This is a genomic window from Pseudomonas protegens, assembly GCF_003363755.1.
Lineage (GTDB): Bacteria > Pseudomonadota > Gammaproteobacteria > Pseudomonadales > Pseudomonadaceae > Aquipseudomonas > Aquipseudomonas danubii.
In genome coordinates, this window is sequence record NZ_CP031396.1 from 4,538,051 (window position 1) to 4,564,314 (window position 26,264).

Below are 26,264 nucleotides of genomic sequence, written 5' to 3' on the forward strand. Positions count from 1 at the left end.
CTGACAAGCCAAGGCTGCATTTTTCGATCAGCCTTCGAGCTTGCTTTTCAGCAGCTCGTTGACCTGTTGCGGGTTGGCCTTGCCCTTGGAAGCTTTCATCGCCTGGCCGACGAAGAAGCCGAACATCTTGCCGCGCTTGGCCTCGTCGGCGGCGCGGTACTGTTCGACCTGTTCGGCGTTGGCCGCGAGCATTTCATCCAGCACCGCGGAGATCGCGCCGCTGTCGGTGACTTGCTTGAGGCCGCGCTTGTCGATGATCTCGTCGGCGCTACCCTCGCCATTGGCCATGGCTTCGAACACGGTCTTGGCGATCTTGCCGGAGATGGTGTTGTCCTTGATCCGCAGCAGCATGCCGCCCAGTTGTTCGGCCGAGACCGGGGCTGCGTCGATTTCCAGGCCCTGCTTGTTGAGCAGGCTGCCCAGTTCGACCATGACCCAGTTGGCGGCGAGCTTGGCGTCACCGGCAATGCTGGCGACTTTCTCGAAGTAGTCCGCCTGCTCGCGGCTGGTGGCCAGGACGCTGGCGTCGTAGACCGACAGGCCGAACTGCTCCTGGAAGCGCTCGCGTTTCTGCGGTGGCAGTTCTGGCAGGGTGGCGCGTACCTGGTCGAGGAAGGAATCCTCGATAACCACGGGTAGCAGGTCCGGATCGGGGAAGTAACGGTAGTCGTTGGCTTCTTCCTTGCTGCGCATCGGACGGGTTTCGTCCTTGTTCGGGTCGTACAGGCGGGTCTGCTGGATCACTTTGCCGCCGTCTTCGATCAGATCGATCTGGCGACGGATCTCGCTGTTGATCGCCTTCTCGATGAAGCGGAACGAGTTGACGTTCTTGATCTCGCAGCGGGTGCCGAACTCGACCTGGCCCTTGGGGCGGACCGAGACGTTGCAGTCGCAACGCAGCGAGCCTTCGGCCATGTTGCCGTCGCAGATGCCCAGGTAGCGAACCAGCGCGTGGATCGACTTGACGTAGGCCACGGCCTCCTTGGCGCTGCGCATGTCCGGCTCGGACACGATCTCCAGCAGCGGCGTGCCGGCGCGGTTCAGGTCGATGCCGGTAGAACCGTTGAACTCTTCATGCAGGCTCTTGCCGGCGTCTTCTTCCAGGTGCGCGCGGGTGATGCCGACGCGTTTCATGGTGCCGTCTTCCAGAGGGATGTCCAGGTGGCCCTTGCCAACGATTGGCAGCTCCATCTGGCTGATCTGGTAACCCTTGGGCAGGTCCGGGTAGAAGTAGTTCTTGCGGGCGAACACGTTGTGCTGGCCGATCTCGGCGTCTACCGCCAGGCCGAACATCACCGCCATGCGCACCGCTTCCTGGTTCAGCACTGGCAGTACGCCGGGCATGCCCAGGTCGATCAGGCTGGCCTGGGTGTTGGGCTCGGCACCGAAGGCGGTGGAGCTACCGGAGAAAATCTTCGATTGAGTGGTGAGCTGGGTATGAATCTCCAGCCCGATCACGACTTCCCATTGCATGTGTGTCTCCTCAGAAGCCGGTTGGGGTGCGGGTGTGCCAGTCAGTGTTCAACTGATACTTGTGCGCAACGTTGAGCAAGCGGCCTTCCTGGAAATACGGGGCGAGCAGTTGCACGCCGACCGGCAAGCCGTCGACGAAACCGGCCGGCATCGACAGGCCCGGCAGGCCCGCGAGGTTGGCGGTGATGGTGTAGACGTCTTCCAGGTACGCGGCGACCGGATCGCTGCTCTTGGCGCCGAGCTTCCAGGCCGGGTTGGGCGTGGTCGGGCCGAGGATGATGTCGACTTCGTTGAAAGCGGTCATGAAGTCGTTCTTCACCAGGCGACGGATTTTCTGCGCCTTGAGGTAGTAGGCGTCGTAGTAGCCGGCGGACAGCGCGTAGGCGCCGACCATGATCCGGCGCTGCACTTCGCTGCCGAAGCCTTCGCCACGGGAGCGCTTGTACAGGTCTTCAAGGTTGGCCGGGTTCTCGCAACGGTAGCCGAAGCGCACGCCGTCGAAACGCGACAGGTTGGAGGAGGCTTCCGCCGGGGCGATCACGTAGTACGCGGGAATCGCGTGCTGCATGTTCGGCAGGCTGATTTCCTTGATCACCGCACCGAGCTTTTCCAGCTCCTTGATGCTGTTGTGGATCAGTTCGGCGATGCGCGGGTCGAGACCGGCGCTGAAGTACTCCTTCGGCACGCCGATGCGCAGGCCCTGCAGCGAGCCGCTGAGGCCGGCGCTGTAGTCCGGCACCGGTTCATCGATGCTGGTGGAATCGTTCGGGTCGAAGCCGGCCATGCCTTGCAGCAGGATCGCGCAGTCTTCGGCGGTGCGTGCCAGCGGGCCACCCTGATCGAGGCTGGAAGCGTAGGCGATCATGCCCCAGCGGGAAACGCGACCGTAGGTCGGCTTCAGGCCGGTGAGGTTGGTGAAGGCGGCCGGTTGGCGGATCGAACCGCCGGTGTCGGTGGCGGTGGCCGCAGGCAGCAGGCGCGCGGCTACGGCGGCGGCGGAACCACCGGACGAACCGCCGGGCACGTGCTCCAGGTTCCACGGGTTTTTCACTGCGCCGTACCAGCTCGACTCGTTGGCCGAGCCCATGGCGAATTCGTCCATGTTGGTCTTGCCCAGGGTCACGGCTCCGGCCGCGGCCAGCTTGGCGACCACGGTGGCGTCATAGGGCGCCTTGAAGTTGTCGAGCATCTTCGAACCGCAGCTGGTGCGGATGCCTTGGGTGCAGAACAGGTCTTTGTGGGCGATCGGTGCGCCCAGCAGGGCTCCGCTCTCACCGTTGGCGCGACGTTCGTCGGCGGCCTTGGCCTGGCCCAGGGCCAGGTCTTGGGTGAGGCTGATGAAACTGTTGATCTGCGGATCCAACTGAGCGATGCGCGCCAGCAGGGTCTGGGTCAGTTCTACAGAGGAAAACTTCTTGTCGGCGAGGCCGCGGGCGATCTCGGCCAGAGTCATGTGGTGCATTGCAGGCTCTTTCCCTTTAGTCGATGACTTTCGGAACCAGATACAGGCCGCTTTCGACCGCTGGTGCGATGGACTGATAGGCCTCGCGATGATTGGACTCGGTCACAACGTCTGCGCGCAGGCGCTGGCTGGCTTCCAGAGGGTGGGCCAGGGGCTCGATACCATCGGTATCGACTGCCTGCATTTCATCCACCAGCCCGAGAATGCTGTTAAGGGCGGAGGTGATGTGTGGAAGATCGCCTTCATTGAGCTTGATGCTGGCCAAATGAGCGATTTTTTCCACGTCGGAGCGTTCAAGCGCCATGGGATTCTCCAGTGGAAAACAAAAACGGATTTCGTCCGCGTGTTAGATTGTCGGAACACTACCGCATTTCTACGGTCTTATGGCCGCGATTGTGGGGTTTGGTGCACAGAAAAGCGGCCAATTTAACATATTGGCGCCTTGCCCAAAATCCCTGTCGTTGTTAGAGTTTGCCGCACTTTTTTACCCACGCGTTGCCTAGGGTCCCTTTCCCATGTTCAAGAAACTGCGTGGCATGTTTTCCAGCGATCTTTCCATTGACCTGGGCACTGCCAACACCCTTATTTACGTGCGCGAGCGCGGTATTGTCCTGAATGAACCATCGGTTGTGGCCATTCGGACCCACGGTAATCAGAAAAGTGTTGTTGCGGTTGGTACTGAGGCCAAGCGCATGCTCGGTCGTACTCCGGGCAACATTGCCGCCATTCGTCCGATGAAGGACGGCGTGATCGCCGACTTCAGCGTCTGCGAAAAGATGCTGCAGTACTTTATCAACAAGGTTCATGAAAACAGCTTTCTGCAGCCCAGCCCTCGTGTGCTGATCTGCGTTCCATGCAAGTCCACCCAGGTTGAACGTCGTGCCATCCGTGAGTCGGCCCTTGGCGCCGGTGCCCGTGAAGTGTTCCTGATCGAAGAGCCAATGGCCGCTGCGATCGGTGCCGGCCTGCCGGTTGAAGAAGCCCGTGGTTCGATGGTCGTGGACATCGGTGGTGGTACCACTGAAATCGCCCTGATCTCCCTGAACGGTGTGGTTTATGCCGAATCCGTACGTGTTGGCGGCGACCGTTTCGACGAGGCCATCATCACCTACGTGCGTCGCAACTACGGCAGCCTGATCGGTGAGTCCACCGCTGAGCGCATCAAGCAGGAAATCGGTACTGCCTATCCAGGCGGCGAAGTGCGTGAAGTCGACGTACGCGGCCGTAACCTGGCTGAAGGCGTGCCACGTGCCTTCACCCTGAACTCCAATGAAGTGCTGGAGGCTCTGCAGGAGTCCCTGGCAACCATCGTTCAGGCGGTGAAAAGTGCCCTGGAGCAATCGCCTCCGGAACTGGCTTCGGACATCGCCGAGCGCGGTCTGGTGCTGACCGGTGGTGGCGCTCTGCTGCGTGATCTGGACAAGCTGTTGGCCCAGGAAACCGGTCTGCCGGTGATCGTTGCCGAAGATCCGCTGACCTGTGTTGCTCGCGGCGGTGGCCGTGCATTGGAAATGATGGACAAACACACCATGGACCTGCTCTCCAGCGAGTAACTTCGCCGGTTGCATCTATGCTGTTGCGCTCACAGGCAGCACTTTGCAGTGCTGCCTGTGGCGTTTATCTTCTGTCAATCTGCATCCAGGCCGGTTTGATGCCGTATGAATAAACACAACATTTGCCTGGGAGGAGCGGCTTATTAAACCGCTTTTCGCCAAAGGCCCCTCATTGGGCGTGCGCCTCCTGGTGCTGGTCGTACTGTCGGTCGCACTGATGGTGGTCGATGCCCGCTTCACACTGCTCAAGCCAGTGCGTAGCCAGATGTCGCTGGTGTTGATGCAGTCCTACTGGATCACCGACCTGCCGCAGCGGCTATGGCAGGGCGTTGCCAGTCAATTCGGCAGTCGCACCGAGCTGGTCGCTGAAAACGAAAAACTCAAGACCGAAAACCTGCTGCTGCAGGGGCGCATGCAAAAGCTTGCCGCCTTGACCGAGCAGAACGTGCGTCTGCGCGAGTTGCTCAACTCTTCGGCACTGGTCAACGAGAAGGTTGAAGTGGCCGAGTTGATCGGCATGGACCCGAACCCCTTCACCCACCGCATCATCATCAATAAAGGTGAGCGCGATGGCGTCTTTCTCGGTCAGCCGGTGCTCGATGCCCGTGGCCTGATGGGACAGGTGGTGGAGTTGATGCCCTACACGTCCCGCGTGCTGCTGCTCACCGACACCACCCACAGCATTCCGGTACAGGTCAATCGCAATGGCCTGCGGGCCATTGCCAGTGGCACTGGCAACCCGGAGCGCCTGGAGTTGCGCCACGTGGCCGACACCGCCGATGTCAAGGAAGGCGATTTGCTGGTCAGTTCGGGCCTTGGCCAGCGTTTCCCCGCTGGATATCCGGTGGCCACGGTCAAGGAAGTGATCCACGATTCCGGTCAGCCATTCGCCATTGTGCGAGCGGTGCCCACTGCCGCGCTGAACCGCAGCCGTTACCTGTTACTGGTATTCAGTGATCCGCGCACGGCCGAAGAGCGGGCCAATGATGCGGCCCAGGCTCAGGAAGCCCAGGACCAGCAGGGTGGCAATACCACCCCGGTGGTGCCGACCACGGTGCCCAAGCCTGCGGTGACTCCAGCCGCGACCGCAGCCCCTGCCAGCGCCCCCGCGACTGCACCAGCGACTCCGGTCAAACCGGCCGCCCATGCTCCGGCCAAGCCGGTCAATAAACCTGTGGTGAAACCGGCGGCGGCCAAGCCTCCGGCTGCGGCACCGGCCACCACCGGAGGAAGAGAATAATGGCGGGTAGCACCTATTCGCAAAACGGCTGGATCGTCTGGCTGACGTTTCTGATCGGCATGCTGCTGAGTGTGTCGCCTTTGCCTCAGTTCATGGAAATCCTGCGCCCGCTATGGCTGGCCCTGCTACTGGCCTTTTGGGCCCTGGCCCTGCCGCACAAGGTGGGCATGGTCACGGCTTGGTGCCTTGGGCTGGCGGAGGATGTGCTTTACGGCACGCTCCTGGGGCAGAACGCCTTGATCCTGACGCTGATTACCTTCCTTGTGCTGTCCCTGCAACAGCGTCTGCGGATGTTCCCGATGTGGCAGCAGAGTTTGGTGATCCTGGTGATCTTTGGCTTGGCGCAGTTGGTCCAACTCTGGCTCAGCGCCCTGACCGGTAATCGCCAGCCGACCCTGGCGCTGGTCCTGCCAGCCCTGGTCAGTGCGCTGTTGTGGCCGTGGGTCAGCTTTGGTCTGCGTGGGTTGCGCCGACGTTTCAAAATCAATTAATTCGGTCAGGCATTGGCCCGCACCTCGACAGGGAGATGTCTTGATGAATCCGCTTTACCTCGCTTCCGGTTCGCCCCGTCGGCGTGAGCTGCTCACCCAGATCGGTGTGCCCTTCACCGCCATCAGCGCGGATATCGATGAAACTCCGCTGGCTGATGAATCCCCTGCGGCTTATGTCGAGCGTCTTGCCCGTGGCAAGGCGGCGGCCGGGCGCGCCCTGATCACCAGCAGCGAATCCCGGGCCCCGGCCTGTGTGCTGGGAGCCGATACGGCCGTGGTGCTGGACGGGCGGATCCTCGGCAAACCGCTGGACCAGGCCGACGCCCTGGCGATGCTCATGGCGCTGGCCGGGCGCGAGCACGAAGTGTTGACCGCCATTGCCCTGCTCGACGGGGAGCGCTGCGAGTCGAGAGTGGTGCGCAGCCTGGTGCGGTTTCGCGCCATCTCCCCTGAGGAAGCGAGCATCTACTGGGCCAGCGGCGAGCCTCGGGACAAGGCCGGCGGTTATGCAATCCAGGGGCTTGCGGCGGTGTTTGTGTCAGGGCTCAATGGCAGTTACTCCGCTGTGGTTGGCTTGCCGGTGTGCGAAACCGCAGAACTGCTTGGCCATTTCGGCATACCCTGTTGGCAAAACCTTCCAGTGCGCTAAAGCGCCGTACCCGACTGCTGCGGCCTTCTATGAACACGCCTGAACGAGACACTGCCATGAGTGAAGAGATTCTGATCAACATCACGCCGATGGAATCACGGGTGGCGGTGGTCGAAAACGGAGTGCTGCAAGAGGTTCACGTCGAACGGACCCAGCGCCGCGGTATCGTTGGCAACATCTATAAAGGCAAGGTGGTGCGGGTATTGCCTGGCATGCAGGCCGCCTTCGTCGATATCGGCCTGGACCGCGCAGCGTTTATTCATGCTGCGGAAATCTCCACCCGTGAAGGTACGGCGGTGGAAAGCATCAGTGCCCTGGTGCATGAAGGGCAGAGCCTGGTGGTGCAAGTCACCAAAGACCCCATCGGCACCAAGGGCGCCCGACTGACCACCCAGTTGTCGATTCCTTCACGTTATCTGGTGTACATGCCCCGTACCGCCCATGTCGGCATCTCGCTGAAGATCGAGGATGAAGCCGAGCGTGAGCGCTTGAAGCAGGTGGTCAGCGACTGCGTGGCCCAGGAAGGCATCAAGGAGGCGGGCGGGTTCATCCTGCGTACTGCCGCCGAGGGCGCCGGTGCCGATGAGATCCTGATGGACATTCGCTACCTGCGTCGGCTCTGGGATCAGATCGGCGTTCAGATCAAGACCATTGGCGCGCCCAATGTGATCTACGAAGACCTGGGCCTGGCGCTGCGTACCCTGCGGGATCTGGTGAGCCCGAAAATCGAGAAGATCCGCATCGACTCCCGGGAAACCTTCCAGAAGACCACTCAGTTCGTTGCCGAGCTGATGCCGGAAATCGCCGATCGCCTGGAGCACTACCCCGGTGAGCGGCCGATCTTCGACCTGTACGGCGTCGAGGATGAAATCCAGAAGGCCCTGGAGCGCAAGGTGCCACTCAAGTCCGGTGGTTATCTGGTGGTGGACCCGGCGGAAGCCATGACCACCATCGACGTCAACACCGGGGCCTTCGTCGGTCATCGCAATCTTGAGGAAACCATCTTCAAGACCAACCTCGAAGCCGCTACCGCCATTGCCCGGCAGCTGCGCCTGCGCAACCTGGGCGGGATCATCATCATCGACTTCATCGACATGGAAGACGAGGAGCATCAGCGTCAGGTACTGCGGACCCTGGAGAAGCAACTGGAGCGCGATCACGCCAAGACCAACATCATCGGCATCACCGAACTGGGCCTGGTGCAGATGACCCGCAAACGCACGCGCGAGAGCCTGGAGCAGGTGCTCTGCGAGCCCTGCAGCAGTTGTCAGGGACGGGGCAAGCTGAAGACCCCGGAAACCATCTGTTACGAAATATTCCGTGAAATCCTCCGTGAGGCCCGGGCTTATCAGGCAGAAGGGTATCGAGTGCTGGCCAATCAGAAAGTGGTGGATCGTCTGCTGGACGAAGAGTCGGGCAATGTGGCGGAGTTGGAAGGTTTTATCGGCCGTACCATCAGGTTCCAGGTCGAAACCATGTACTCCCAGGAACAATACGACGTGGTGCTGCTCTGATTTCCCGTGTTTTACACCACTGGAAACGGCTGGCTTCAGCTTTTTGCATGACTTTTGCCATGGGAGCCAACTGAGATGGAGCGGCTGATCCGCTTGTTCACCACGCTGATTCGCTGGGGGCTGGGTGCCTGCGCGTTGCTGTTGGTGGTGACGGCCTTGTACGTCAGCCTGGGTCGGGAACTGACTCCGCTGGTGGCTGAGTACCAGGCCGAGGTCGAAGCCAAGGTGCAGCAGGCCGTGGGGCTGCCGGTGCATATCGGTAGCCTGGAAGGGCGTTGGAGCGGACTGTCGCCGATTCTCCTGGCACACGATGTGATGGTGGGCGAGGGGGCCAACGCCCTGCGCCTGGACCAGGTCAGCGTGGCCCCGGACATGCTCGGCAGCCTGTTGGCCCGTGACCTGCGCATAGGGCGCCTGGAGCTCAGCGGTCTGAGTCTGAGCCTCAAGGAAGGCGCGGACGGCCAATGGCAATTGCAAGGCCTGCCAATGCAGCAGGACCAACCCATGGATCCGGGACAACTGCTGACTCGCTTGCAGCAAGTCGCGGAACTCTCCCTGTTGGACAGCCAAGTCACTTTGCTGCCGCAGGATCATTCGCCGCTGGCCCTGACCTATGTCGGACTCAATCTGCGCACCGGTCCCAGCCGCCAGCGCCTGGACCTGCGCCTGACCCTGCCGGACGGGCAGCCCCTGGCCGTCAACCTGCGCACACGCATCCAGGCGGATGCATGGCGCGACGCCCGGGCCGAGCTGTACCTGAGCCTGCCGCAAAGTGACTGGTCGCGCTGGCTTCCGGCCCGTGTCACTCAGCAATGGAAACTCTCCGAACTCAAGGCCGGTGGCGAGCTGTGGCTGACCTGGGCCAAGGGCACAGTGCAGAGCGCGGCGCTGCGCTTGAATGCGCCACAGCTCACCGGCGCCTATGCCGAGCGCACGCCAGTCACCCTGAAGAATCTGGCGTTGAATGCCTTCTTCCAGCGCAGCGATCAGGGCCTGCAGGTACAACTCGATTCCCTGGCGCTGAGCCTTGGCGAAACCCGCTGGGAATCGCGCCTGCAACTGCAGCAAACCCAGGCCGGCGATAACCGTGAAGAACTCTGGCATCTGCAAGCCGACCGCCTGGACCTGACGCCGCTCACGCCGATCCTCAATGCCCTGGCACCTTTGCCGCAAGGCCTGGCCACCACCATCGAGCGCTTGAAGGTTAGCGGCGGGCTGCGCAATGTGCTGCTCGACTATCGCCCCCAGAACACCGGCGACCAGCGGCTGAGCTTTGCCGCCAACCTTGATCGGGTCGGCTTCGACGCCTATCACGGCGCTCCGGCGGCGCGAAACGTCAGTGGCAGCATCAGCGGCGACCTGGGTAAGGGCGAGCTGCGCATGGACAGCAAGGATTTCTCCCTGCACCTGTACCCGATCTTCGCCAAGCCCTGGCAGTACATCCAGGCCAACGCCACCCTGACCTGGAAACTCGACAAACAAGGTTTCACCCTGATCGCGCCCTACCTCAAGGTGCTGGGGGAAGAGGGCAAGATTGCCGGCGATTTCCTGATCCGGCTGCACTTCGACCACAGCCAGGAAGACTACATGGACCTGCGGGTCGGCCTGGTGGACGGCGATGGGCGCTACACCGCCAAGTACCTGCCCCAGGTGCTCAGTCCGGCGCTGGATGAATGGCTGCGTACGGCGATCCTCAAGGGCGCGGTGGATGAGGGGTTCTTCCAATACCAGGGTTCGCTGAACCATGACGCTATCGAGGCGGCTCGCAGCATCAGCCTGTTCTTCAAGGTGCATGACGCCGAACTGGCGTTCCAGCCGGGCTGGCCGCACCTGAGCAAGATCAGCGGCGACGTGTTCGTCGAAGACAGCGGCGTACGCATCGTCGCCAGCAAGGGGCAGCTGTTGGATACCAAGGTGCGGGATGTTTTCGTCAACATTCCCCATTCTGTTGCCGGTCAGAGCAGCCACATGTTCATCGACGGCAGTTTTGCCGGCGGCCTGGGTGACGGGGTGAAGATTCTGCAGGAAGCACCGATCGGCACCGCATCGACCTTTGCCGGCTGGCAGGGCGAGGGTGACCTGCAAGGCAAGCTGAACCTGGACATCCCCCTGGTCAAGGGCGAGGAACCGAAGATCCTGGTGGACTTCAAGACTGACAAGGCGCGCCTCAAACTCAGTGAACCCGAGTTGGAACTGACCCAGCTCAAGGGCGACTTCCGCTTTGACAGTGCCAGGGGCCTGAGCGGTACAGGCATCAGCGCCCAGGCTTTCGATCGGCCGGTCACGGCGCAGATCTTTGCCGATGGCAAGCCAGGCAAGCCCAATACCCGGGTGGTTGCCAAGGGCCAGGTTACGGTGAAGAAACTCACCGACTGGTTGAAAGTCAGCCAGCCGTTGCCGGTGTCCGGCGAAGTGCCCTTTCAGTTGCAACTGAACCTTGACGGTGCCGACAGTCAATTGATGGTCAACTCCAGCCTCAAGGGCGTGGCGGTGGACCTGCCGGCGCCGTTTGGCATGGCTGCCAGCACCGGGCGTAACAGTGTGTTTCGCATGACCCTGCAAGGGGCCGAGCGGCGCTACTGGTTCAAATACGGCGAGTTGGCCGACTTCACTTTCGCGGCGCCCAGCGGCAAGCTCGCCGAGGGTCGGGGCGAACTGTTCCTCGGCGATGGTGCGGCCTTGCTGCCTCCTGGCAAAGGGCTGCGGATACGGGGGATCCTCTCCGAGCTGGATGTGGAACCGTGGAAGGCCCTGGTGGATCGCTATGCTGGAAAGGACCCGGGGGGCAGCGCCAAGCAGTTGCTCAGCAGTGCGGACTTCAAGGTCGGCAAGCTCAGCGCCTTCGGCACCTCGCTGGATCAGGTCAACCTGCTGCTGAGCCGCAAGCCCTCTGCCTGGGAGCTGCAGATCGACAGTCAACAGGCCAAGGGCAAAGTCGGGATTCCCGATGCCAAGGTGGCGCCAATGGTCATCGACATGGCGTACGTACGCCTGCCGGCCGCCGACCCGACGGCCCAGACCGATGAAAATGCACCTGATCCTTTGGCTTCAGTGGACCCGAAGAACGTTCCGCCCCTGGATATTTCCATTGCCCAACTGTTCCAGGGCCAGGACCTGATCGGTCGCTGGGCGCTCAAGGTTCGGCCGACGGCCAAGGGCATGGTCTTCAATGGCCTGGACCTGGGCCTCAAGGGCATGCAGTTGCAAGGCGAGGGGGGCTGGGAAGGTCAGGCCGGTGCCAGCAGCAGTTGGTACCGTGGCCGTATTGGTGGCAAGAACCTGGCGGATGTGCTCAAGGGCTGGGGCTTCGCACCGACCGTAACCAGTGAAGACTTTCACCTGGATGTCGATGGCCGCTGGCCGGGCTCACCGGCCTGGGTGGGCTTGAAGCGCTTCTCCGGCAGCCTGGACGCCACCCTGCGCAAGGGACAGTTCGTTGAAGTCGAAGGCGGGGCCCAGGCCCTGCGGGTATTCGGCCTGCTCAACTTCAACTCCATCGGCCGGCGCCTGCGCCTGGACTTCTCCGACCTGTTCGGCAAGGGCTTGAGCTATGACCGGGTCAAGGGCGTGCTGGCGGCGAGCAATGGCGTGTATGTCACTCGCGAGCCGATCACCCTCACGGGGCCGTCGAGCAATCTGGAGCTCAATGGCACCCTGGATATGGTGGCCGATCAGGTGGACGCCAAGCTGCTGGTGACCCTGCCGGTCACCAACAACCTGCCGATTGCCGCGCTGATCGTCGGGGCGCCTGCGGTGGGCGGGGCGTTGTTCCTGATCGACAAGCTGATCGGAGACCGCGTGGCGCGCTTTGCCAGCGTCAAATACAACGTCAAAGGCCCGTGGAAAGATCCCCAAATCACCTTCGACAAGCCGTTTTGAGAATCCTCGATTCGTGCCTATGGAGTAGCATGGCGGCCTACCCTACAAGGAGTTCGCCATGTCTCTTGCGGTGATTCAAATGGTCAGTCAGAGCGATGTGCTGGCCAATCTGAACCAGGCTCGGAGCCTGCTTGAGCAAGCCGCCGTTGCTGGCGCCAAGCTGGCCGTGCTGCCGGAAAACTTCGCCGCCATGGGCCGCCGCGACATGGCAGCCATCGGTCGCGCCGAAGCCCTGGGCGAAGGTCCGATCCTGCCATGGTTGAAACAGACCGCCCGCGACCTCAGGTTATGGATAGTGGCCGGCACCTTGCCGCTGCCCCCCGAGGATCAGCCCGAGGCCAAGGCCAACGCCTGTTCATTGTTGGTGGACGATCAGGGACAGATTGTGGCGCGCTACGACAAGCTGCATCTGTTCGATGTCGACGTGGCGGACAATCGCGGACGCTATCGCGAATCCGATGACTATGCTCATGGAGACCGCGTGGTAGTGGCGGATACGCCGGTGGGTCGGTTGGGGCTGACGGTTTGTTATGACCTGCGCTTTCCCGAGCTGTACAGCGAATTGCGCGCCGCCGGCGCTGAACTGATTACCGCGCCTTCGGCTTTTACCGCGGTGACCGGCGCCGCCCATTGGGAGGTGCTGATCCGGGCCCGGGCCATTGAAACCCAGTGCTACCTGCTGGCGGCGGCCCAGGGTGGCGTGCATCCCGGCCCACGGGAAACCTACGGCCATGCGGCCATCGTCGACCCATGGGGACGCGTGCTGGCGGAGCAGGATCAAGGTGAGGGCGTGCTGTTGGCCGAGCGCGACAGCAGTGAACAGGCGTCCATTCGGGCGCGGATGCCGGTGGTCAGTCACCGGCGCATTTTCTCGCAAGGCGTTCAACGGCTTGCATAAGTACGACGAATTTAAGGCCAAAGCATATGAGCGGGTTGTTGTCCTCAGTCAGTGAACATCTTCTAGCCCCTGGCGGCGTGACCATCGAAAGCTTGCAGGGCGTGCTGGGGGATCTGGCCGGCCCGGGCATCGATGCCGCCGACCTGTATTTCCAGGGGCAGATTTCCGAGTCCTGGTCCCTGGAAGACGGGATCGTCAAGGAAGGCAGTTTCAACCTCGACCAAGGGGTGGGTGTGCGTGCGCAGTCCGGGGAGAAGACCGGCTTTGCCTACAGCAACGCCATCACCCTGGAAGCCCTGGGACTGGCGGCCCGTGCTGCGCGTTCGATCTCTCGGGCCGGACAGAACGGTACGGTGCAGGCCTTCACCAGCCAGGACGTGGCGCAACTGTATGCGCCGGACAATCCTCTGGAAGTCATCAGCCGGGCCGAGAAAGTCGAACTGCTCAAGCGAGTGGACGCGGCGACTCGTGCTCTGGACCCGCGTATCCAGCAGGTCAGCGTGAGCATGGCCGGGGTCTGGGAGCGGATTCTGGTGGCCTCGACGGACGGCGGCCTGGCGGCGGATGTGCGGCCGTTGGTGCGCTTCAACGTCAGCGTCATCGTCGAGCAGAATGGCCGCCGCGAGCGCGGTGGCCATGGTGGCGGCGGGCGTACCGATTACCGCTATTTCCTCACTGAAGATCGGGCCATGGGCTATGCCCGTGAAGCGCTGCGTCAGGCCCTGGTCAATCTCGAAGCCATTCCGGCACCGGCGGGCACCTTGCCGGTGGTACTCGGCTCCGGCTGGTCCGGTGTGCTGCTGCACGAAGCCGTGGGCCACGGCCTGGAAGGCGACTTCAACCGCAAGGGCAGCTCGGCCTACAGCGGCCGCATGGGCGAGAGGGTGGCTTCCAAGCTTTGCACCATCGTCGACGATGGCACCCTGGCTGGGCGTCGCGGCTCCCTGAGTGTGGACGACGAAGGCACCCCGACCGAATGCACCACCCTGATCGAGAACGGTGTGCTCAAGGGCTATATGCAGGACAAACTCAATGCCCGCCTGATGGGCGTGGCCCGCACTGGCAACGGGCGTCGTGAGTCCTACGCGCACTTGCCGATGCCGCGCATGACCAACACCTACATGCTGGCTGGCGAAAGCGATCCGGCGGAAATCATCGCCTCGGTGAAGAAAGGCATCTATTGCGCCAACCTTGGCGGCGGCCAGGTGGACATCACCAGCGGCAAGTTCGTGTTTTCCACCAGCGAGGCGTATCTGATCGAAGACGGCAAGATCACCGCACCGGTCAAGGGCGCGACCCTGATTGGCAACGGTCCTGAAGCGATGAGCCGAGTGTCGATGGTGGGCAACGATTTGTCCCTGGACAGCGGCGTTGGCACTTGTGGCAAGGACGGGCAATCAGTGCCGGTAGGCGTCGGTCAGCCGACCTTGAAGATCGATGCGATCACCGTGGGTGGCACAGGGGCATAAGAGAAGAGGGCGCCGGGTGAACTGCTGGGCAGCTCACCCGTGGAGGACTCAACGCAGACCGCGTTGGGTCTCGTCCAGCTCGCGGATGTACTTGAAGATTTTACGGCTGGAGGCCGGCGCCTTGTTATGGGCCACCTCGTGCTGGGCCTGACGAATCAGGGAGCGCAGTTGCTGGCGATCGGCGTCCGGGTATTCACTGACGAACTTTTCCAGAACGTCATCGCCGCCGCCGATCAGGCGGTCACGCCAACGTTCCAGGTTATGGAAACGTTCGTTGTACTGCCGGGTGGAGGCGTCGAGTTGGTCGAGCAGTTGCAGAATCGCGTCGGTGTCCTGGTCACGCATCAGCTTGCCGATGAATTGCAGGTGGCGCTTTCGGGCGATATGGGCGACGTGCTTGGGCGCATCCGCCAGGGCCCGGCGCAAGGCGTCGGTCAACGGCAGTTTGTTCAGCAAGTCAGGCTTGAGAGTGGTAAGGCGCTCGCCGAGATCAACCAGAGCATGCAGCTCGCGTTTGACCTGGGATTTGCTTTTCTCCCCATCGAGGGAGTCGTCGTAAGAATCAACCATGGTGGCAGTCCGCAAAGAAACGCCGCCATGATAACCAGTCGAGGGCCGCTTGTCCGGCCCGGTCGCTCGCCGGCCTTAATCGAAAGCAGAATTTGAGTGGAGAACAGCATGAGTGCAGCACAAAGCGTCGGCCCACAGGCTTTGCCGGCCCTGCAGGAGCAAGTCGAGCAGATCGTTGCCGAGGCCAAGCGCCAGGGGGCCAGTGCCTGCGAAGTAGCGGTGTCTCTGGAGCAGGGCCTGTCGACTTCGGTGCGCCAGCGGGAAGTGGAAACCGTGGAGTTCAACCGCGACCAGGGCTTTGGCATCACCCTCTATGTGGGCCAGCGCAAGGGTTCGGCCAGCACCTCTGCCAGCGGCCCCGAGGCCATTCGTGAAACCGTGGCCGCGGCCCTGGCAATCGCCAAGCACACCTCCGAAGACGAAGCCTCGGGGCTGGCCGATGCATCCTTGATGGCCAAGGACCTGCAGGACTTCGACCTGTTCCATGCCTGGGACATCACCCCAGAGCAGGCCATCGAACAGGCCCTGGCCTGTGAAGCTGCGGCCTTTGCCGCCGACAGCCGGATCAAGAATGCCGACGGCACCACCCTGAGCACCCATCAGGGCTGCCGGGTGTATGGCAACAGTCACGGTTTTATCGGTGGTTATGCCTCCACTCGCCACAGTCTGAGCTGCGTGATGATTGCCGAGGCTGACGGCCAGATGCAGCGCGACTACTGGTATGACGTCAATCGCCAGGGCCAGTTGCTGGCCGACCCTGCGAGCATTGGTCAGCGTGCTGCCCAACGCGCAGCCAGTCGACTTGGCGCCCGCCCGGTGCCGACCTGCGAAGTGCCGGTGCTGTTTTCCGCGGAACTGGCCGGCGGCCTGTTCGGCAGTTTTCTCGGCGCGATTTCCGGCGGCAATCTGTATCGCAAGTCATCCTTCCTTGAAGGCGCCTTGGGCCAACAGCTGTTTCCCCAGTGGCTGACCATCGATGAGCGTCCGCACCTGATGCGCGCCATGGGCAGTTCGGCGTTCGATGGTGACGGCCTGGCCACTTACGCCAAGCCTTTCGTCAAGGACGGTGAACTGGTGTCCTATGTGCTGGGTACCTACTCGGGTCGCAAGCTGGGCATGCCGAGCACCGCCAACGCCGGTGGCGTGCACAACCTGTTCGTCACCCATGGCGATGAAGACCAGGCGGCTTTGCTGCGGCGTATGGGGCGTGGCCTGTTGGTGACCGAGTTGATGGGGCATGGCCTGAACATGGTCACTGGGGATTACTCCCGTGGTGCGGCGGGTTTCTGGGTCGAGAATGGCGAGATCCAGTTCGCGGTACAGGAAGTCACCATTGCCGGGAATTTGCGGGACATGTTCAAGCAGATCATTGCCGTGGGTAACGACCTGGAACTGCGCAGCAACATCCGCACCGGCTCGGTGCTGATCGAACGCATGACTGTCGCTGGTAGCTGACCGCCCTCCTGGGTCACCCCAACGCGCCACCTCCCCGGGTGGCGCGTTTTTTTATGCCTGGCGCTTTCTAGGAGCTGGCTTGCCAGCGAAGGCGTCCTGACGCTCGATACCAGGCTCAGGGGCTCATTCGCCGCCAAGTCGGCTCCTACAAGAGTTGGGCAAAATTCGTACAAGTCAGATTGATTTGATTCTCAATATCATTTAATAATGAAAATCATTATTCAATGAGCCCAGGTCATGAGTTCTGCCTTGCACGAGCAGCCCTACCTCGAAAGCTGGCGCTGGATGAGTCGCCAGATCCGTTGCGCACTGGAACCGGACGAACCGCGTCTGATCGAGCATTACCTCGCCGAGGGCCGCTACCTGGCGTGCTGTACCGCGATGTCGGCCTGGACCGTCGCTGAAACCTCCTTCCGTTTGTTGATCGATACCGCTACCGATACTGCGCTGCCCTGGCACTGGCGCAGCCTGTGCCTGGATCAGGCCTGGCGGCCATTGCGTGACATGGAGCGGTTGTCTTTGTGCAAGTGCCGGCTCAAGCGCTGGCAAAGCCATGCCTGGCAACTGGCGACCTGCTCGCTGTTGCCTTCCATTCCTCTGATTGAACTGGTGCAAGGATTTCCCGATGAGTAATACCCGTATCGAACGAGACAGCATGGGCGAACTGCAGGTTCCGGAGCAGGCCTTGTATGGCGCGCAGACTCAGCGCGCGGTGGATAACTTTCCCATCAGCGGGCAACGCATGCCGGTAGCCTTCATTCGTGCCCTGATTCTGGCCAAGGCTGCAGCGGCCGAGGCCAACGTCGAGCTTGGGCAGCTCAGCGCGTCCCAGGGCAAGGCCATTGTCGATGCCGCCCAGGGCTTGCTGGAGGGTGACTTCATGCAGCACTTCCCGGTGGATATCTTCCAGACCGGCTCCGGTACCAGTTCCAACATGAACGCCAACGAAGTGCTGGCGACCTTGGCCAGCCGCCTGTTGGGCGAGCCGGTCAATCCCAATGACCACGTCAACTGTGGTCAGAGCAGCAACGACATCATTCCCACCACCATTCACGTCAGCGCAGCCCTGACCCTACATGAGCAACTGCTGCCGGCACTGGTGCATCTGGTGGAGGTCATCGAGCGCAAGGCGGTGCAGGTACATCCCTTCATCAAGACCGGTCGTACCCACCTGATGGATGCGATGCCGGTGCGAATGAGCCAGGTGCTGGACGGTTGGGCGCAGCAGCTCAAGGCCAATATTGCTCACTTGCAGGACCTGCTACCGAGCCTGCAGGCCCTGGCTCAGGGCGGCACCGCCGTGGGTACCGGAATCAACGCTCACCCCGAGTTCGCTGCGCGCTTCAGCCGGCAGTTGAGCAAGCTGACCCAGGTGCAGTTCACCCCGGGCAAGAACCTGTTCGCCCTGATCGGCTCACAGGACACGGCGGTCACAGTGTCCGGCCAGCTCAAGGCCACAGCGGTGTCGTTGATGAAGATCGCCAACGACCTGCGCTGGATGAACTCCGGTCCACTGGCGGGGCTTGGCGAGATCGAGCTGGAGGGGCTGCAGCCGGGCTCGTCGATCATGCCGGGCAAGGTCAATCCGGTGATTCCGGAAGCCGTGGCGATGGTCGCGGCCCAAGTCATTGGTCACGACAGCACCATCACCGTGGCCGGGCAATCGGGCAACTTCGAGCTCAACGTGATGCTGCCGATCATTGCCCAGAACCTGCTTGGCAGTATTGAACTGCTGGCCAACTCCAGTCGCCTGTTGGCGGACAAGGCCATTGCCAGCTTCAAGGTCAACGAGCCCAAGCTCAAGGAAGCACTGTCACGCAACCCGATTCTGGTGACTGCTCTGAACCCGATCATTGGGTATCAGAAGGCCGCTGAAATTGCCAAGACTGCCTACAGGCAAGGTCGCCCGGTGATCGACGTGGCACTTGAACTCACTGATCTGCCACGCAGCCAGCTTGAGGTCCTGCTGGACCCGGAAAAACTCACCGCAGGCGGCGTGTAACTCCCAACACCGCTTTGGAGGCTCACCATGGAGCACTGGAAACGCACGATCGAAAGGGCCAATCGCCTCTTTATGCAGGGCGAACTGGTGGATGCTCGCGAGTTCTACCTGCAGGCACTGGCCTTGGCGCAGGTGTTGTTCGAGCGCTGGGGGGATGCCGACGAGGCGGTGGCAGCCTGTGTGATTTCCCATCACAACCTGGCGGACCTGCATTTGCGCCTGAACCAGCCGGAGGAGAGCGCAGAGTACCTCTGCGCGATCCACCAGCGCCTGCTGCAGACCATGCAGGACAGCCGCCTCAGCCCTGTCTTGCGCGAAGCGGCTTTGCGCCAGAGCAGCAAGACCTACGTCGAACTGCTGAATTTCATCGGTGATCACGGTGAATACCCCCGTACTCATCGTTTGCTGGACAGCAACGTCGCGGGCCTGTCAGCCGACAGCCCGCTAGCCGACAGCCCCTCTTACGGAGCCCATTGATATGTCCTTTACCTTGCCTGCACTGCCTTATGCCTACGACGCCCTGGAGCCGCACATCGATGCGCAGACCATGGAGATTCACTACAGCAAGCACCACCAGACCTACATCAACAATCTCAATGCCGCTGTAGAAGGCACTGAATGGGCGGGCTGGGAAGTCGAAAAACTGGTGGCCAGCGTCCAGCAACTGCCGGAAAAACTTCGGGCCGCGGTGATCAACCAAGGGGGTGGCCACGCCAACCATTCGCTGTTCTGGGCGGTGATGACCCCGGCCGGCGGCGGTAAGCCCGAGGGTGCCCTGGCTCAGGCAATCGAGCAGCAACTGGGTGGTTTCGAGCGCTTCAAGGAGGCGTTCACCAAGGCTGCGCTGACCCGTTTCGGCAGTGGCTGGGCCTGGCTCAGCGTGACTCCGGAGAAAAAGCTGCTGGTGGAAAGCAGCGGTAACCAGGACAGCCCGCTGATGAATGGCAACACGCCGATTCTCGGTCTGGACGTGTGGGAGCACGCCTACTACCTGCGTTATCAGAACCGTCGGCCGGAATACATCAATGCGTTCTACAACGTGATCAATTGGCCGGAAGTCGCTCAACGCTATCAGGCCGCGATGGCCTGATACCTCCATTCATAACAAGACCTAAGGCCGACTATGGGCACTGAAACACTGGCGATCAGCAGCGGACGGATGTTTCGTTATGCCTTCGGTTCGCTGTTGCTGTTGGCGGGCACTGCGCTGCTGGTGGCTCAAGGGCTGAGCTGGCTGGATCTGGAGCCAAGGTTGTTGCGCGCCTTGCAGGGTGGCTCGATCTGCGCGTTGGGCACGGCGCTGGGGGCGGTCCCGGTGCTGGTGATCCGCAGAATGCCGATGGCCGTGAGCGATACGTTGCTGGGTTTTGGCGCTGGGGTGATGCTGGCGGCGACGGCGTTTTCGCTGATCGTTCCCGGTATTGCCGCTGCTCAAGACTTGGGCTTGTCTGCCTGGGGCTCCAGTGGCCTGGTTTGCGCCGGCATCATGCTGGGGGCTTTTGGCTTGTTCCTGGTGGATCGCCAGGTGTCGGGAGCCAGCCCTGAAGTGCTGGTAGGTACGGCGGAGCATCCGGTGATTGCTCCACGCATCTGGCTGTTTGTCTTTGCCATCATTGCCCACAACATTCCGGAAGGCATGGCGGTGGGGGTGTCGGCAGGGGGCGGCATGGCGGATGCGGACAGCTTGGCCATGGGGATTGCCCTGCAGGATGTACCGGAGGGGCTGGTGATCGCTCTGGTGCTGGCGGGGGCGGGGATGTCGCGGGTCAGGGCATTTCTGATTGGCGCCGCTTCAGGCTTGGTAGAGCCGGTCTTTGCCTTGCTCTGTGCCTGGTTGGTGAGTCTGGCGCAGGTGCTGCTGCCGCTGGGGTTGGCCTTGGCGGCGGGAGCCATGTTGCTGGTGGTGACTCACGAAGTGATTCCCGAGTCCCGCCGCAATGGTCACGAAAAGCTCGCCAGCCTCGGATTGTGCATCGGCTTTTGCCTGATGATGGTGATGGACACGGCGCTTGCCTGAGGGCCGTTTGGCGAGTGGCCCGCAGGGGCTTACTCGCCCTCGTCGAAGTAGTTGTTGATTAATGCCACCAGCGCATTCAGCGCTTCCTGTTCCTGCTCGCCTTCGGTCTTCAGATGGATCTTGGTGCCCTTGCCTGCGGCGAGCATCATCATGGCCATGATGCTTTTGCCGTCCACCATTGACTCCGGGCTCCTGCCGGCGCGGATCTGGCAGGGGAACTGTCCCGCTACACCGACGAATTTGGCTGAAGCGCGGGCGTGCAAACCCAGTTTGTTGATGATCTCGATTTCCAGAGCTGGCATCGCGGGGTAGATCCTTTCAGCTAAGGTCGCGGTGGCGAACCTGGACGTTCTTCAGGGTTTTTTGCAACACCTTGCCCAGGCGCTCGGTCAGGTACACGGAGCGGTGATGTCCGCCGGTGCAGCCAATGGCAATGGTCACGTAGGCGCGGTTGCTGGCAGCGAAGCGTGGCAGCCACTTGAGCAGATAGCTTTCGATGTCCTGGAACATTTCTTCGACATCGGGCTGTGCGGCCAGGTATTCGGCCACGGGAGCGTCCAGACCGGATTGGGCGCGCAGTTCGGGCTTCCAGTACGGATTGGGCAGGCAGCGCACGTCGAACACCAGGTCGGCGTCCACCGGCATGCCGCGCTTGAAACCGAAAGACTCCACCAGGAACGCGGTCCCGGGTTCGGGTTGGTTCAGCAGGCGCAGCTTGATGGTGTCCCGCAATTGGTAGAGGTTCAGATTGGTGGTGTTGACCTTGAGGTCGGCCAGATCGACGATCGGCCCCAGCAGTTGAGTCTCATCGTGGATGGCTTCAGCAAGCGAGCGATTGGCACTGCTCAGCGGGTGGCGCCGCCGGGTTTCCGAGAAGCGCTTGAGCAGGGTTTCCTCATCGGCGTCCAGATAGAGCACGTCGCACTGGATATGCCGGCTGCGCACTTCTTCCAGCAACTCGGGGAAGCGCGACAGATGGCTGGGCAGGTTTCGGGCGTCGATGGAAACCGCTACCAGAGGTTGTGCCAGTTCCGTGTGAATCAACGCGCGCTCGGCCAGCTCGGGCAGCAAGCCGGCGGGAAGGTTGTCGATGCAGTAGTAGCCGTGGTCCTCAAGAACATCGAGGGCGGTGCTTTTACCTGAGCCGGAGCGGCCGCTGACAATGATCAAGCGCATGGTTACTGACCGTTTTGCTCGTCCAGGACAACCTGATACAAGGCTTCATTGCTGGTGGCACTGCGCAGCCGGTCACGGACTTCCTTGCGATCGAGCATGCTGGCGATCTGCCGGAGCAGTTCCAGGTGTGCGTCGGTGGCGGCTTCCGGAACCAGGAGGACGAACAGCAGATCCACGGGGGCACCGTCGATGGCGTCGAAATCGATCGGAGCGTCCAGGTGCATCAATGCACTGATAGGCGACTCACAGCCTTTGAGGCGGCAGTGGGGAATGGCGATGCCGTTGCCAAAACCGGTGGAACCGAGTTTTTCACGGGCGATCAGGCTCTCGAAGACATCCTGCATCTCCAGATCAGGCACTTCGCGGCTGATCAGGTTGGCAATTTGTTCGAGGGCGCGTTTTTTACTGCCGCCCGGCACGTTCACCAGGGAACGGCCGGGGGTCAGGATGCTTTCAAGTCGGATCATGGGAGGGGAGTGTTAGCGACCCGTGCCTTGGAGAAGGTGGAGTTGCTTTTCCTTATGCTTTTTCAGTTGGCGGTCAAGCTTGTCCGTGAGCAGGTCGATTGCGGCATACATATCGTCATGTTCTGCATTGGCGACGACCTCCCCACCGTGGATGTGCAGGGTGGCTTCGATTTTCTGTTTCAGCTTCTCGACAGCCATGGTGACCTGCACATTGGTAATCTTGTCGAAGTGCCGCTCCAGCCGGTCGAGTTTCTCGCCGATGTAAGCGCGCAGAGGTTCAGTCACTTCGAGTTGGTGTCCACTGATGTTGACTTGCATACAGCTTCTCCTTCGTTGCCAGTGCATAACGCGACAGGCTGGGTTGCCTGCCACCTAGACCGCGTTTGAAACCGACTTTCCGCCTGTTTCAAACACACTCTGAAACGCTGTGGCCAGCCCTGCGGCTACATCAACCGCTTCCGTTCGCTGGAAGGCGCGATCCCAAGGGATTCGCGGTACTTGGCGACGGTACGACGGGCTACCTGAATGCCTTGTGCCTCCAGTAAACCAGCGATCTTGCTGTCACTCAACGGCTTTTTCTGATTTTCCGCAGCCACCAGTTTTTTGATGATCGCGCGGATCGCCGTGGACGAGCATTCGCCGCCTTCGGAGGTGCTGACGTGGCTGGAGAAAAAGTATTTCAGTTCATATATGCCCCGGGGGGTATGCATGAATTTTTGCGTGGTTACACGGGAAATGGTCGATTCGTGCATGCCCACAGCTTCAGCGATGTCATGCAGAACCAGAGGTTTCATGGCTTCGTCGCCGTACTCCAGGAAGCCTCGTTGGTGCTCAACGATCTGAGTGGCGACTTTCATCAGGGTTTCGTTGCGACTCTGCAGGCTCTTGATGAACCAGCGAGCTTCCTGCAACTGATTGCGCATGAAAGTGTTGTCGGCACTGGTGTCGGCGCGGCGAACAAAGCCGGCGTACTGTGCGTTGACCCGCAGGCGTGGCACCGATTCCTGATTCAGCTCCACCAGCCAGCGCTCGTTGTCCTTGCGCACGATGACGTCCGGTACTACGTACTCGGCTTCGCTGGATTCGATCTGTGAGCCCGGGCGCGGATTGAGGCTCTGCACCAGCTCGATGACTTGACGCAGTTCGTCTTCCTTGAGCTTCATGCGGCGCATCAGCTGGCTGTAGTCGCGACTGCCCAGGAGGTCGATGTAGTCACTGACCAGGCGCTGGGCTTCGCTCAGCCAGGGAGTTTTCGCTGGCAGTTGGCGCAGCTGCAGCAGCAGGCATTCACCCAGGTTGCGGGCGCCGATGCCGGCCGGCTCGAATTGCTGGATGCGGTGCAGGACGGCTTCGATCTCGTCCAGCTCGATGTCCAGCTCCGGATCGAAGGCCTCGAGAATCTCTTCAAGGGTTTCGTCCAGGTAACCCTGATTGTTGATGCAGTCGATCAGGGTCACGGCAATCAGGCGATCGGTATCCGACATTGGCGCCAGGTTCAGTTGCCAGAGCAGGTGGCTTTGCAGGCTCTCGCCGGCCGATGTGCGAGTGGTGAAGTCCCATTCATCGTCATCGCTGCTGGGCAGGCTGCTGGCGCTGGTCTGGTAGACGTCTTCCCACGCGGTGTCCACCGGTAGCTCGTTGGGGATGCGTTCGTTCCATTCGCCTTCCTCGAGGTTATCCACCGTGGGGGCGGTTTCCTGGTAGGAGGGTTCCTGAATCTCGGTGTTGGGTTTGGACTCGGTGTTGTCGGCCAAGGGGTCGCTGTTGTCGAAGTCTTCGCCATCTTCCTGGCGTTCGAGCATCGGGTTGGACTCCAGGACCTCCTGGATTTCCTGTTGCAGGTCCAGGGTCGACAATTGGAGCAGGCGGATGGCCTGTTGCAGCTGCGGTGTCATCGTCAGCTGCTGGCCCATTCTCAGGACTAGCGATGGTTTCATGGCAGGGGCTTAACACCTTATTTGCCGGCGCACATGCGCCATCCACTACAGGGCGCCGAAGCGCCAAACATAAGCAAATTATATGCCTGAAACTGAAGTGTTTGCCTAGAGCGCTGTAACAATAAAATCAGTAGGGATTTATTGTTCCTGGCGCTCTGGCATCTAGCCCGACACCTCAGCCTTTACAGGCGGAACTCATGGCCCAGGTAGACTTCCTTGACCAATTCGTTGGCCAGGATGGTCTCGGAGTCGCCTTCGGCAATCAGTTGCCCGTCATTGACGATATAGGCGGTTTCACAGATGTCCAGGGTTTCGCGGACATTGTGGTCGGTGATCAGCACCCCGATGCCCTTGGCCTTCAGGTGATGGATGATCTGCTTGATATCGCCGACCGAGATCGGGTCCACGCCGGCGAAGGGTTCGTCCAGCAGGATGAACTTGGGCGCGGTGGCCAGGGCGCGGGCGATTTCCACGCGACGGCGCTCACCACCGGACAGGCTCATGCCGAGGTTGTCGCGGATATGGTTGATGTGGAACTCCTGCAGCAGGCTTTCCAGTTCCTGGCGACGGCCGGCCTTGTCGAGTTCCTTGCGGGTCTCGAGGATGGCCATGATGTTGTCGGCCACCGACAGCTTGCGGAAGATCGAGGCTTCCTGTGGCAGGTAGCCGATGCCGGCGCGGGCGCGACCGTGCATCGGTTGGTGGCTGACATCCAGGTCGTCGATCAGGACGCGACCCTGATCGGCCTGGACCAGGCCGACGATCATGTAGAAACAGGTGGTCTTGCCGGCGCCGTTGGGGCCGAGCAGGCCGACGATCTGGCCGCTGTCGATGGACAGGCTGACATCACGCACGACCTGACGGCTCTTGTAGCTCTTGGCCAGGTGCTGAGCTTTCAGAGTTGCCATTACTGGGCCTTTTGCTCGTCGGTTTTCTTTTTCGGCTGGATGACCATGTCGATCCGCGGACGTGGCGCGGTGACCGAGCTGCCATTGGCGCGACCGGCGTTAGCCACTTGCTTGACGGTGTCGTAGACGATCTTCTCGCCTTCGGTGGTGTTGCCGTCGTTGATGACCTTGGCTTTGTCGATCAGCACGATGCGATTCTGCTGAGCGTGGTACTGGATGGTCACAGCGTAGGCCTGAACCGGTTTCGGGTCGGTCTGCTTCTGCAGTTGCTCGAAGTAGGCGAGGTTGCCCACCGACGTCACTACGTCGATTTCGCCGCTCTGGGCTCGGGTGATGGTCACGGTGTTGCCAGTGATCTTCATCGAACCTTGGGTGATGATCACATCGCCCTTGTAGGTGGCTACGCCGTTCTTGTCGTCCAACTGGGCGTCGTCGGCCTGGATGCGGATTGGCTGTTGGCTATCGTTCGGCAGAGCCCAGGCGCTCACGCTTCCCAGTGCTGCGCCCAGACTGAGCAAAATAGGGAGGGTTTTAACGAGCCTCATACTGTCCTCTTACGTTCGATAGCAGGTTCATCCTGCCGTCTTTCAAATACGCTTTCATTCCCTTGGCCGTAGTCACGCCGCCGGCGCCGTCGATTCTAACGGCTTGCTCGGTCTGCGCATATTGCTTCTGCGGGAATACTGTCATGCGGCTGGTGGTGATCAGCAGGTTGCGGTTGCGCTCATCAGTGCGGGAAACCCGTACCGAATCGATCAGCTCGACCTCGGTGCCGTCCGGATTGACTTCGCCGCGCTCGCTCTGGACGTGCCAGGGGAAAGTGGTGCCGCGGTACATCTGCAGGTCCGGCTTGGTCAGCAGCGTCACTTCGCTGGCCTTGACGTGCTCCACTTTGTCCGAGGTCATTTCGTACTGCAGCTTGCCGTCAGGCAGGTACTGCACGCTGCGGGCGTTGATCACGTAATAGTCGATGGCGTTGTCGTCGACCTGCACTACCGGCTTGTCGAGGAAGCGCTCAGGGCTGATGTTCCAGTAACCGACCGCCGCGAACAGCAGGGCGATGATCCCGAATATCAGGATGTTGCGAATCTTTTTACTCAGCAT

Annotated in this window: 26 protein-coding genes; 14 read left to right on the forward strand and 12 right to left on the reverse strand. The window is 61.3% G+C overall.

Translation table 11 applies throughout. The features are described from left to right. Window positions 1-27: 27 nt before the first annotated feature. The 3 genes from gatB to gatC are packed head-to-tail and all read right to left on the reverse strand — an operon-like array spanning window position 28 to window position 3,239. Window positions 28-1,473, reverse strand: a complete 1,446-nt coding sequence (gene gatB / locus DWF74_RS20465) for an Asp-tRNA(Asn)/Glu-tRNA(Gln) amidotransferase subunit GatB (protein WP_115581605.1) — start codon at window positions 1,471-1,473, stop codon at window positions 28-30. Window positions 1,474-1,483: 10 nt separating this feature from the next. Next, on the reverse strand, window positions 1,484-2,935 hold the full coding sequence (gatA, locus tag DWF74_RS20470; protein ID WP_115581606.1) for an Asp-tRNA(Asn)/Glu-tRNA(Gln) amidotransferase subunit GatA: 1,452 nt from the start codon (window positions 2,933-2,935) through the stop codon (window positions 1,484-1,486). 16 nt (window positions 2,936-2,951) lie between these two features. Continuing rightward, a complete protein-coding gene (gatC, locus tag DWF74_RS20475) occupies window positions 2,952-3,239 on the reverse strand; it encodes an Asp-tRNA(Asn)/Glu-tRNA(Gln) amidotransferase subunit GatC (protein WP_011059250.1) in 288 nt (95 codons plus the stop codon). A 211-nt stretch (window positions 3,240-3,450) separates the two neighbouring features. On the opposite strand from gatC, the gene mreB reads away from it, so the two are divergent. The 8 genes from mreB (at window position 3,451) to tldD (ending at window position 14,628) form a co-directional block, all read left to right on the forward strand. Next, complete coding sequence (mreB, locus tag DWF74_RS20480) at window positions 3,451-4,488, forward strand: rod shape-determining protein MreB (protein ID WP_002555108.1); 1,038 nt, start codon at window positions 3,451-3,453, stop codon at window positions 4,486-4,488. Window positions 4,489-4,666: 178 nt separating this feature from the next. Beyond that, window positions 4,667-5,728 (forward strand): rod shape-determining protein MreC, encoded by a 1,062-nt coding sequence (gene mreC, locus DWF74_RS20485; protein ID WP_240322073.1) that lies wholly within the window; start codon window positions 4,667-4,669, stop codon window positions 5,726-5,728. Further along, window positions 5,728-6,219 (forward strand): rod shape-determining protein MreD, encoded by a 492-nt coding sequence (gene mreD / locus DWF74_RS20490; RefSeq protein ID WP_102861138.1) that lies wholly within the window; start codon window positions 5,728-5,730, stop codon window positions 6,217-6,219. The genes mreC and mreD overlap by 1 nt, the downstream gene beginning before the upstream one ends. Before the next feature lie 43 nt (window positions 6,220-6,262). Continuing rightward, on the forward strand, window positions 6,263-6,868 hold the full coding sequence (locus DWF74_RS20495) for a Maf family protein (RefSeq protein ID WP_102861139.1): 606 nt from the start codon (window positions 6,263-6,265) through the stop codon (window positions 6,866-6,868). 56 nt (window positions 6,869-6,924) lie between these two features. Next, window positions 6,925-8,382 (forward strand): ribonuclease G, encoded by a 1,458-nt coding sequence (gene rng / locus DWF74_RS20500; RefSeq protein ID WP_102861140.1) that lies wholly within the window; start codon window positions 6,925-6,927, stop codon window positions 8,380-8,382. 75 nt (window positions 8,383-8,457) lie between these two features. Then, the gene (locus DWF74_RS20505; protein ID WP_115581607.1) at window positions 8,458-12,261 is read left to right on the forward strand and encodes a YhdP family protein; all 3,804 of its coding nucleotides are present in this window, start codon (window positions 8,458-8,460) and stop codon (window positions 12,259-12,261) included. Window positions 12,262-12,319: 58 nt separating this feature from the next. Next, window positions 12,320-13,159, forward strand: coding sequence for a carbon-nitrogen hydrolase family protein (locus tag DWF74_RS20510; protein ID WP_102861142.1), 840 nt, complete (start codon window positions 12,320-12,322; stop codon window positions 13,157-13,159). 26 nt (window positions 13,160-13,185) lie between these two features. Further along, complete coding sequence (gene tldD / locus DWF74_RS20515) at window positions 13,186-14,628, forward strand: metalloprotease TldD (RefSeq protein ID WP_102861143.1); 1,443 nt, start codon at window positions 13,186-13,188, stop codon at window positions 14,626-14,628. Window positions 14,629-14,676: 48 nt separating this feature from the next. Here the strand turns inward: tldD and yjgA are convergent, their stop codons facing one another. Beyond that, entirely contained in the window at window positions 14,677-15,198 is a 522-nt protein-coding gene (yjgA, locus tag DWF74_RS20520; protein ID WP_102861144.1) for a ribosome biogenesis factor YjgA, read from the reverse strand. Between the two features lie 108 nt (window positions 15,199-15,306). On the opposite strand from yjgA, the gene pmbA reads away from it, so the two are divergent. The 6 genes from pmbA (at window position 15,307) to DWF74_RS20550 (ending at window position 20,672) form a co-directional block, all read left to right on the forward strand. Continuing rightward, on the forward strand, window positions 15,307-16,653 hold the full coding sequence (gene pmbA / locus DWF74_RS20525; protein WP_102861145.1) for a metalloprotease PmbA: 1,347 nt from the start codon (window positions 15,307-15,309) through the stop codon (window positions 16,651-16,653). A gap of 237 nt (window positions 16,654-16,890) precedes the next feature. Continuing rightward, window positions 16,891-17,286, forward strand: a complete 396-nt coding sequence (locus tag DWF74_RS20530; protein WP_102861146.1) for a FagA protein — start codon at window positions 16,891-16,893, stop codon at window positions 17,284-17,286. After that, on the forward strand, window positions 17,279-18,655 hold the full coding sequence (locus tag DWF74_RS20535) for a class II fumarate hydratase (protein WP_115581608.1): 1,377 nt from the start codon (window positions 17,279-17,281) through the stop codon (window positions 18,653-18,655). The genes DWF74_RS20530 and DWF74_RS20535 overlap by 8 nt, the downstream gene beginning before the upstream one ends. 27 nt (window positions 18,656-18,682) lie before the next feature. Next, window positions 18,683-19,132, forward strand: a complete 450-nt coding sequence (locus DWF74_RS20540) for a hypothetical protein (protein ID WP_115581609.1) — start codon at window positions 18,683-18,685, stop codon at window positions 19,130-19,132. A 1-nt stretch (window position 19,133) separates the two neighbouring features. Beyond that, on the forward strand, window positions 19,134-19,745 hold the full coding sequence (locus DWF74_RS20545; protein ID WP_102861149.1) for a superoxide dismutase: 612 nt from the start codon (window positions 19,134-19,136) through the stop codon (window positions 19,743-19,745). A gap of 33 nt (window positions 19,746-19,778) precedes the next feature. Beyond that, window positions 19,779-20,672, forward strand: coding sequence for a ZIP family metal transporter (locus tag DWF74_RS20550; RefSeq protein ID WP_115581610.1), 894 nt, complete (start codon window positions 19,779-19,781; stop codon window positions 20,670-20,672). Between the two features lie 29 nt (window positions 20,673-20,701). On the opposite strand, the gene DWF74_RS20555 is transcribed toward DWF74_RS20550, so the two are convergent. The 8 genes from DWF74_RS20555 to lptC all read right to left on the reverse strand — a co-directional run bounded on the left by DWF74_RS20555 (window position 20,702) and on the right by lptC (window position 26,264). Beyond that, window positions 20,702-20,974 carry an HPr family phosphocarrier protein gene (locus tag DWF74_RS20555; RefSeq protein ID WP_041115979.1) on the reverse strand — a complete coding sequence of 91 codons (273 nt, stop codon included), beginning with the start codon at window positions 20,972-20,974 and terminating at the stop codon, window positions 20,702-20,704. A 16-nt stretch (window positions 20,975-20,990) separates the two neighbouring features. After that, entirely contained in the window at window positions 20,991-21,848 is an 858-nt protein-coding gene (rapZ, locus tag DWF74_RS20560) for an RNase adapter RapZ (RefSeq protein ID WP_016966640.1), read from the reverse strand. A gap of 2 nt (window positions 21,849-21,850) precedes the next feature. Then, window positions 21,851-22,315, reverse strand: coding sequence for a PTS IIA-like nitrogen regulatory protein PtsN (gene ptsN, locus DWF74_RS20565; RefSeq protein WP_011059267.1), 465 nt, complete (start codon window positions 22,313-22,315; stop codon window positions 21,851-21,853). Between the two features lie 12 nt (window positions 22,316-22,327). Further along, complete coding sequence (hpf, locus tag DWF74_RS20570; RefSeq protein ID WP_016966642.1) at window positions 22,328-22,633, reverse strand: ribosome hibernation-promoting factor, HPF/YfiA family; 306 nt, start codon at window positions 22,631-22,633, stop codon at window positions 22,328-22,330. Window positions 22,634-22,758: 125 nt separating this feature from the next. Next, window positions 22,759-24,252 (reverse strand): RNA polymerase factor sigma-54, encoded by a 1,494-nt coding sequence (locus DWF74_RS20575; protein ID WP_115581611.1) that lies wholly within the window; start codon window positions 24,250-24,252, stop codon window positions 22,759-22,761. 182 nt (window positions 24,253-24,434) lie between these two features. Next, window positions 24,435-25,160 (reverse strand): LPS export ABC transporter ATP-binding protein, encoded by a 726-nt coding sequence (gene lptB, locus DWF74_RS20580; RefSeq protein WP_011059270.1) that lies wholly within the window; start codon window positions 25,158-25,160, stop codon window positions 24,435-24,437. Next, window positions 25,160-25,705, reverse strand: a complete 546-nt coding sequence (gene lptA / locus DWF74_RS20585) for a lipopolysaccharide transport periplasmic protein LptA (protein WP_102861152.1) — start codon at window positions 25,703-25,705, stop codon at window positions 25,160-25,162. The genes lptB and lptA overlap by 1 nt, the downstream gene beginning before the upstream one ends. Continuing rightward, entirely contained in the window at window positions 25,692-26,264 is a 573-nt protein-coding gene (lptC, locus tag DWF74_RS20590; RefSeq protein WP_102861153.1) for an LPS export ABC transporter periplasmic protein LptC, read from the reverse strand. Before lptC ends, lptA begins: the two co-directional genes overlap by 14 nt.

Excerpts from the sequence above, each read along its gene's own strand:
- gatB (WP_115581605.1), bottom strand. The coding sequence starts at position 1,473 with ATGCAATGGGAAGTCGTGATCGGGCTGGAGATTCATACCCAGCTCACC.
- gatA (WP_115581606.1), bottom strand. The coding sequence starts at position 2,935 with ATGCACCACATGACTCTGGCCGAGATCGCCCGCGGCCTCGCCGACAAG.
- gatC (WP_011059250.1), bottom strand. The coding sequence starts at position 3,239 with ATGGCGCTTGAACGCTCCGACGTGGAAAAAATCGCTCATTTGGCCAGC.
- mreB (WP_002555108.1), top strand. The coding sequence starts at position 3,451 with ATGTTCAAGAAACTGCGTGGCATGTTTTCCAGCGATCTTTCCATTGAC.
- mreD (WP_102861138.1), top strand. The coding sequence starts at position 5,728 with ATGGCGGGTAGCACCTATTCGCAAAACGGCTGGATCGTCTGGCTGACG.
- DWF74_RS20495 (WP_102861139.1), top strand. The coding sequence starts at position 6,263 with ATGAATCCGCTTTACCTCGCTTCCGGTTCGCCCCGTCGGCGTGAGCTG.
- rng (WP_102861140.1), top strand. The coding sequence starts at position 6,925 with ATGAGTGAAGAGATTCTGATCAACATCACGCCGATGGAATCACGGGTG.
- DWF74_RS20505 (WP_115581607.1), top strand. The coding sequence starts at position 8,458 with ATGGAGCGGCTGATCCGCTTGTTCACCACGCTGATTCGCTGGGGGCTG.
- DWF74_RS20510 (WP_102861142.1), top strand. The coding sequence starts at position 12,320 with ATGTCTCTTGCGGTGATTCAAATGGTCAGTCAGAGCGATGTGCTGGCC.
- tldD (WP_102861143.1), top strand. The coding sequence starts at position 13,186 with ATGAGCGGGTTGTTGTCCTCAGTCAGTGAACATCTTCTAGCCCCTGGC.
- yjgA (WP_102861144.1), bottom strand. The coding sequence starts at position 15,198 with ATGGTTGATTCTTACGACGACTCCCTCGATGGGGAGAAAAGCAAATCC.
- pmbA (WP_102861145.1), top strand. The coding sequence starts at position 15,307 with ATGAGTGCAGCACAAAGCGTCGGCCCACAGGCTTTGCCGGCCCTGCAG.
- DWF74_RS20530 (WP_102861146.1), top strand. The coding sequence starts at position 16,891 with ATGAGTTCTGCCTTGCACGAGCAGCCCTACCTCGAAAGCTGGCGCTGG.
- DWF74_RS20535 (WP_115581608.1), top strand. The coding sequence starts at position 17,279 with ATGAGTAATACCCGTATCGAACGAGACAGCATGGGCGAACTGCAGGTT.
- DWF74_RS20540 (WP_115581609.1), top strand. The coding sequence starts at position 18,683 with ATGGAGCACTGGAAACGCACGATCGAAAGGGCCAATCGCCTCTTTATG.
- DWF74_RS20545 (WP_102861149.1), top strand. The coding sequence starts at position 19,134 with ATGTCCTTTACCTTGCCTGCACTGCCTTATGCCTACGACGCCCTGGAG.
- DWF74_RS20550 (WP_115581610.1), top strand. The coding sequence starts at position 19,779 with ATGGGCACTGAAACACTGGCGATCAGCAGCGGACGGATGTTTCGTTAT.
- DWF74_RS20555 (WP_041115979.1), bottom strand. The coding sequence starts at position 20,974 with ATGCCAGCTCTGGAAATCGAGATCATCAACAAACTGGGTTTGCACGCC.
- rapZ (WP_016966640.1), bottom strand. The coding sequence starts at position 21,848 with ATGCGCTTGATCATTGTCAGCGGCCGCTCCGGCTCAGGTAAAAGCACC.
- ptsN (WP_011059267.1), bottom strand. The coding sequence starts at position 22,315 with ATGATCCGACTTGAAAGCATCCTGACCCCCGGCCGTTCCCTGGTGAAC.
- hpf (WP_016966642.1), bottom strand. The coding sequence starts at position 22,633 with ATGCAAGTCAACATCAGTGGACACCAACTCGAAGTGACTGAACCTCTG.
- DWF74_RS20575 (WP_115581611.1), bottom strand. The coding sequence starts at position 24,252 with ATGAAACCATCGCTAGTCCTGAGAATGGGCCAGCAGCTGACGATGACA.
- lptB (WP_011059270.1), bottom strand. The coding sequence starts at position 25,160 with ATGGCAACTCTGAAAGCTCAGCACCTGGCCAAGAGCTACAAGAGCCGT.
- lptA (WP_102861152.1), bottom strand. The coding sequence starts at position 25,705 with ATGAGGCTCGTTAAAACCCTCCCTATTTTGCTCAGTCTGGGCGCAGCA.
- lptC (WP_102861153.1), bottom strand. The coding sequence starts at position 26,264 with ATGCTGAGTAAAAAGATTCGCAACATCCTGATATTCGGGATCATCGCC.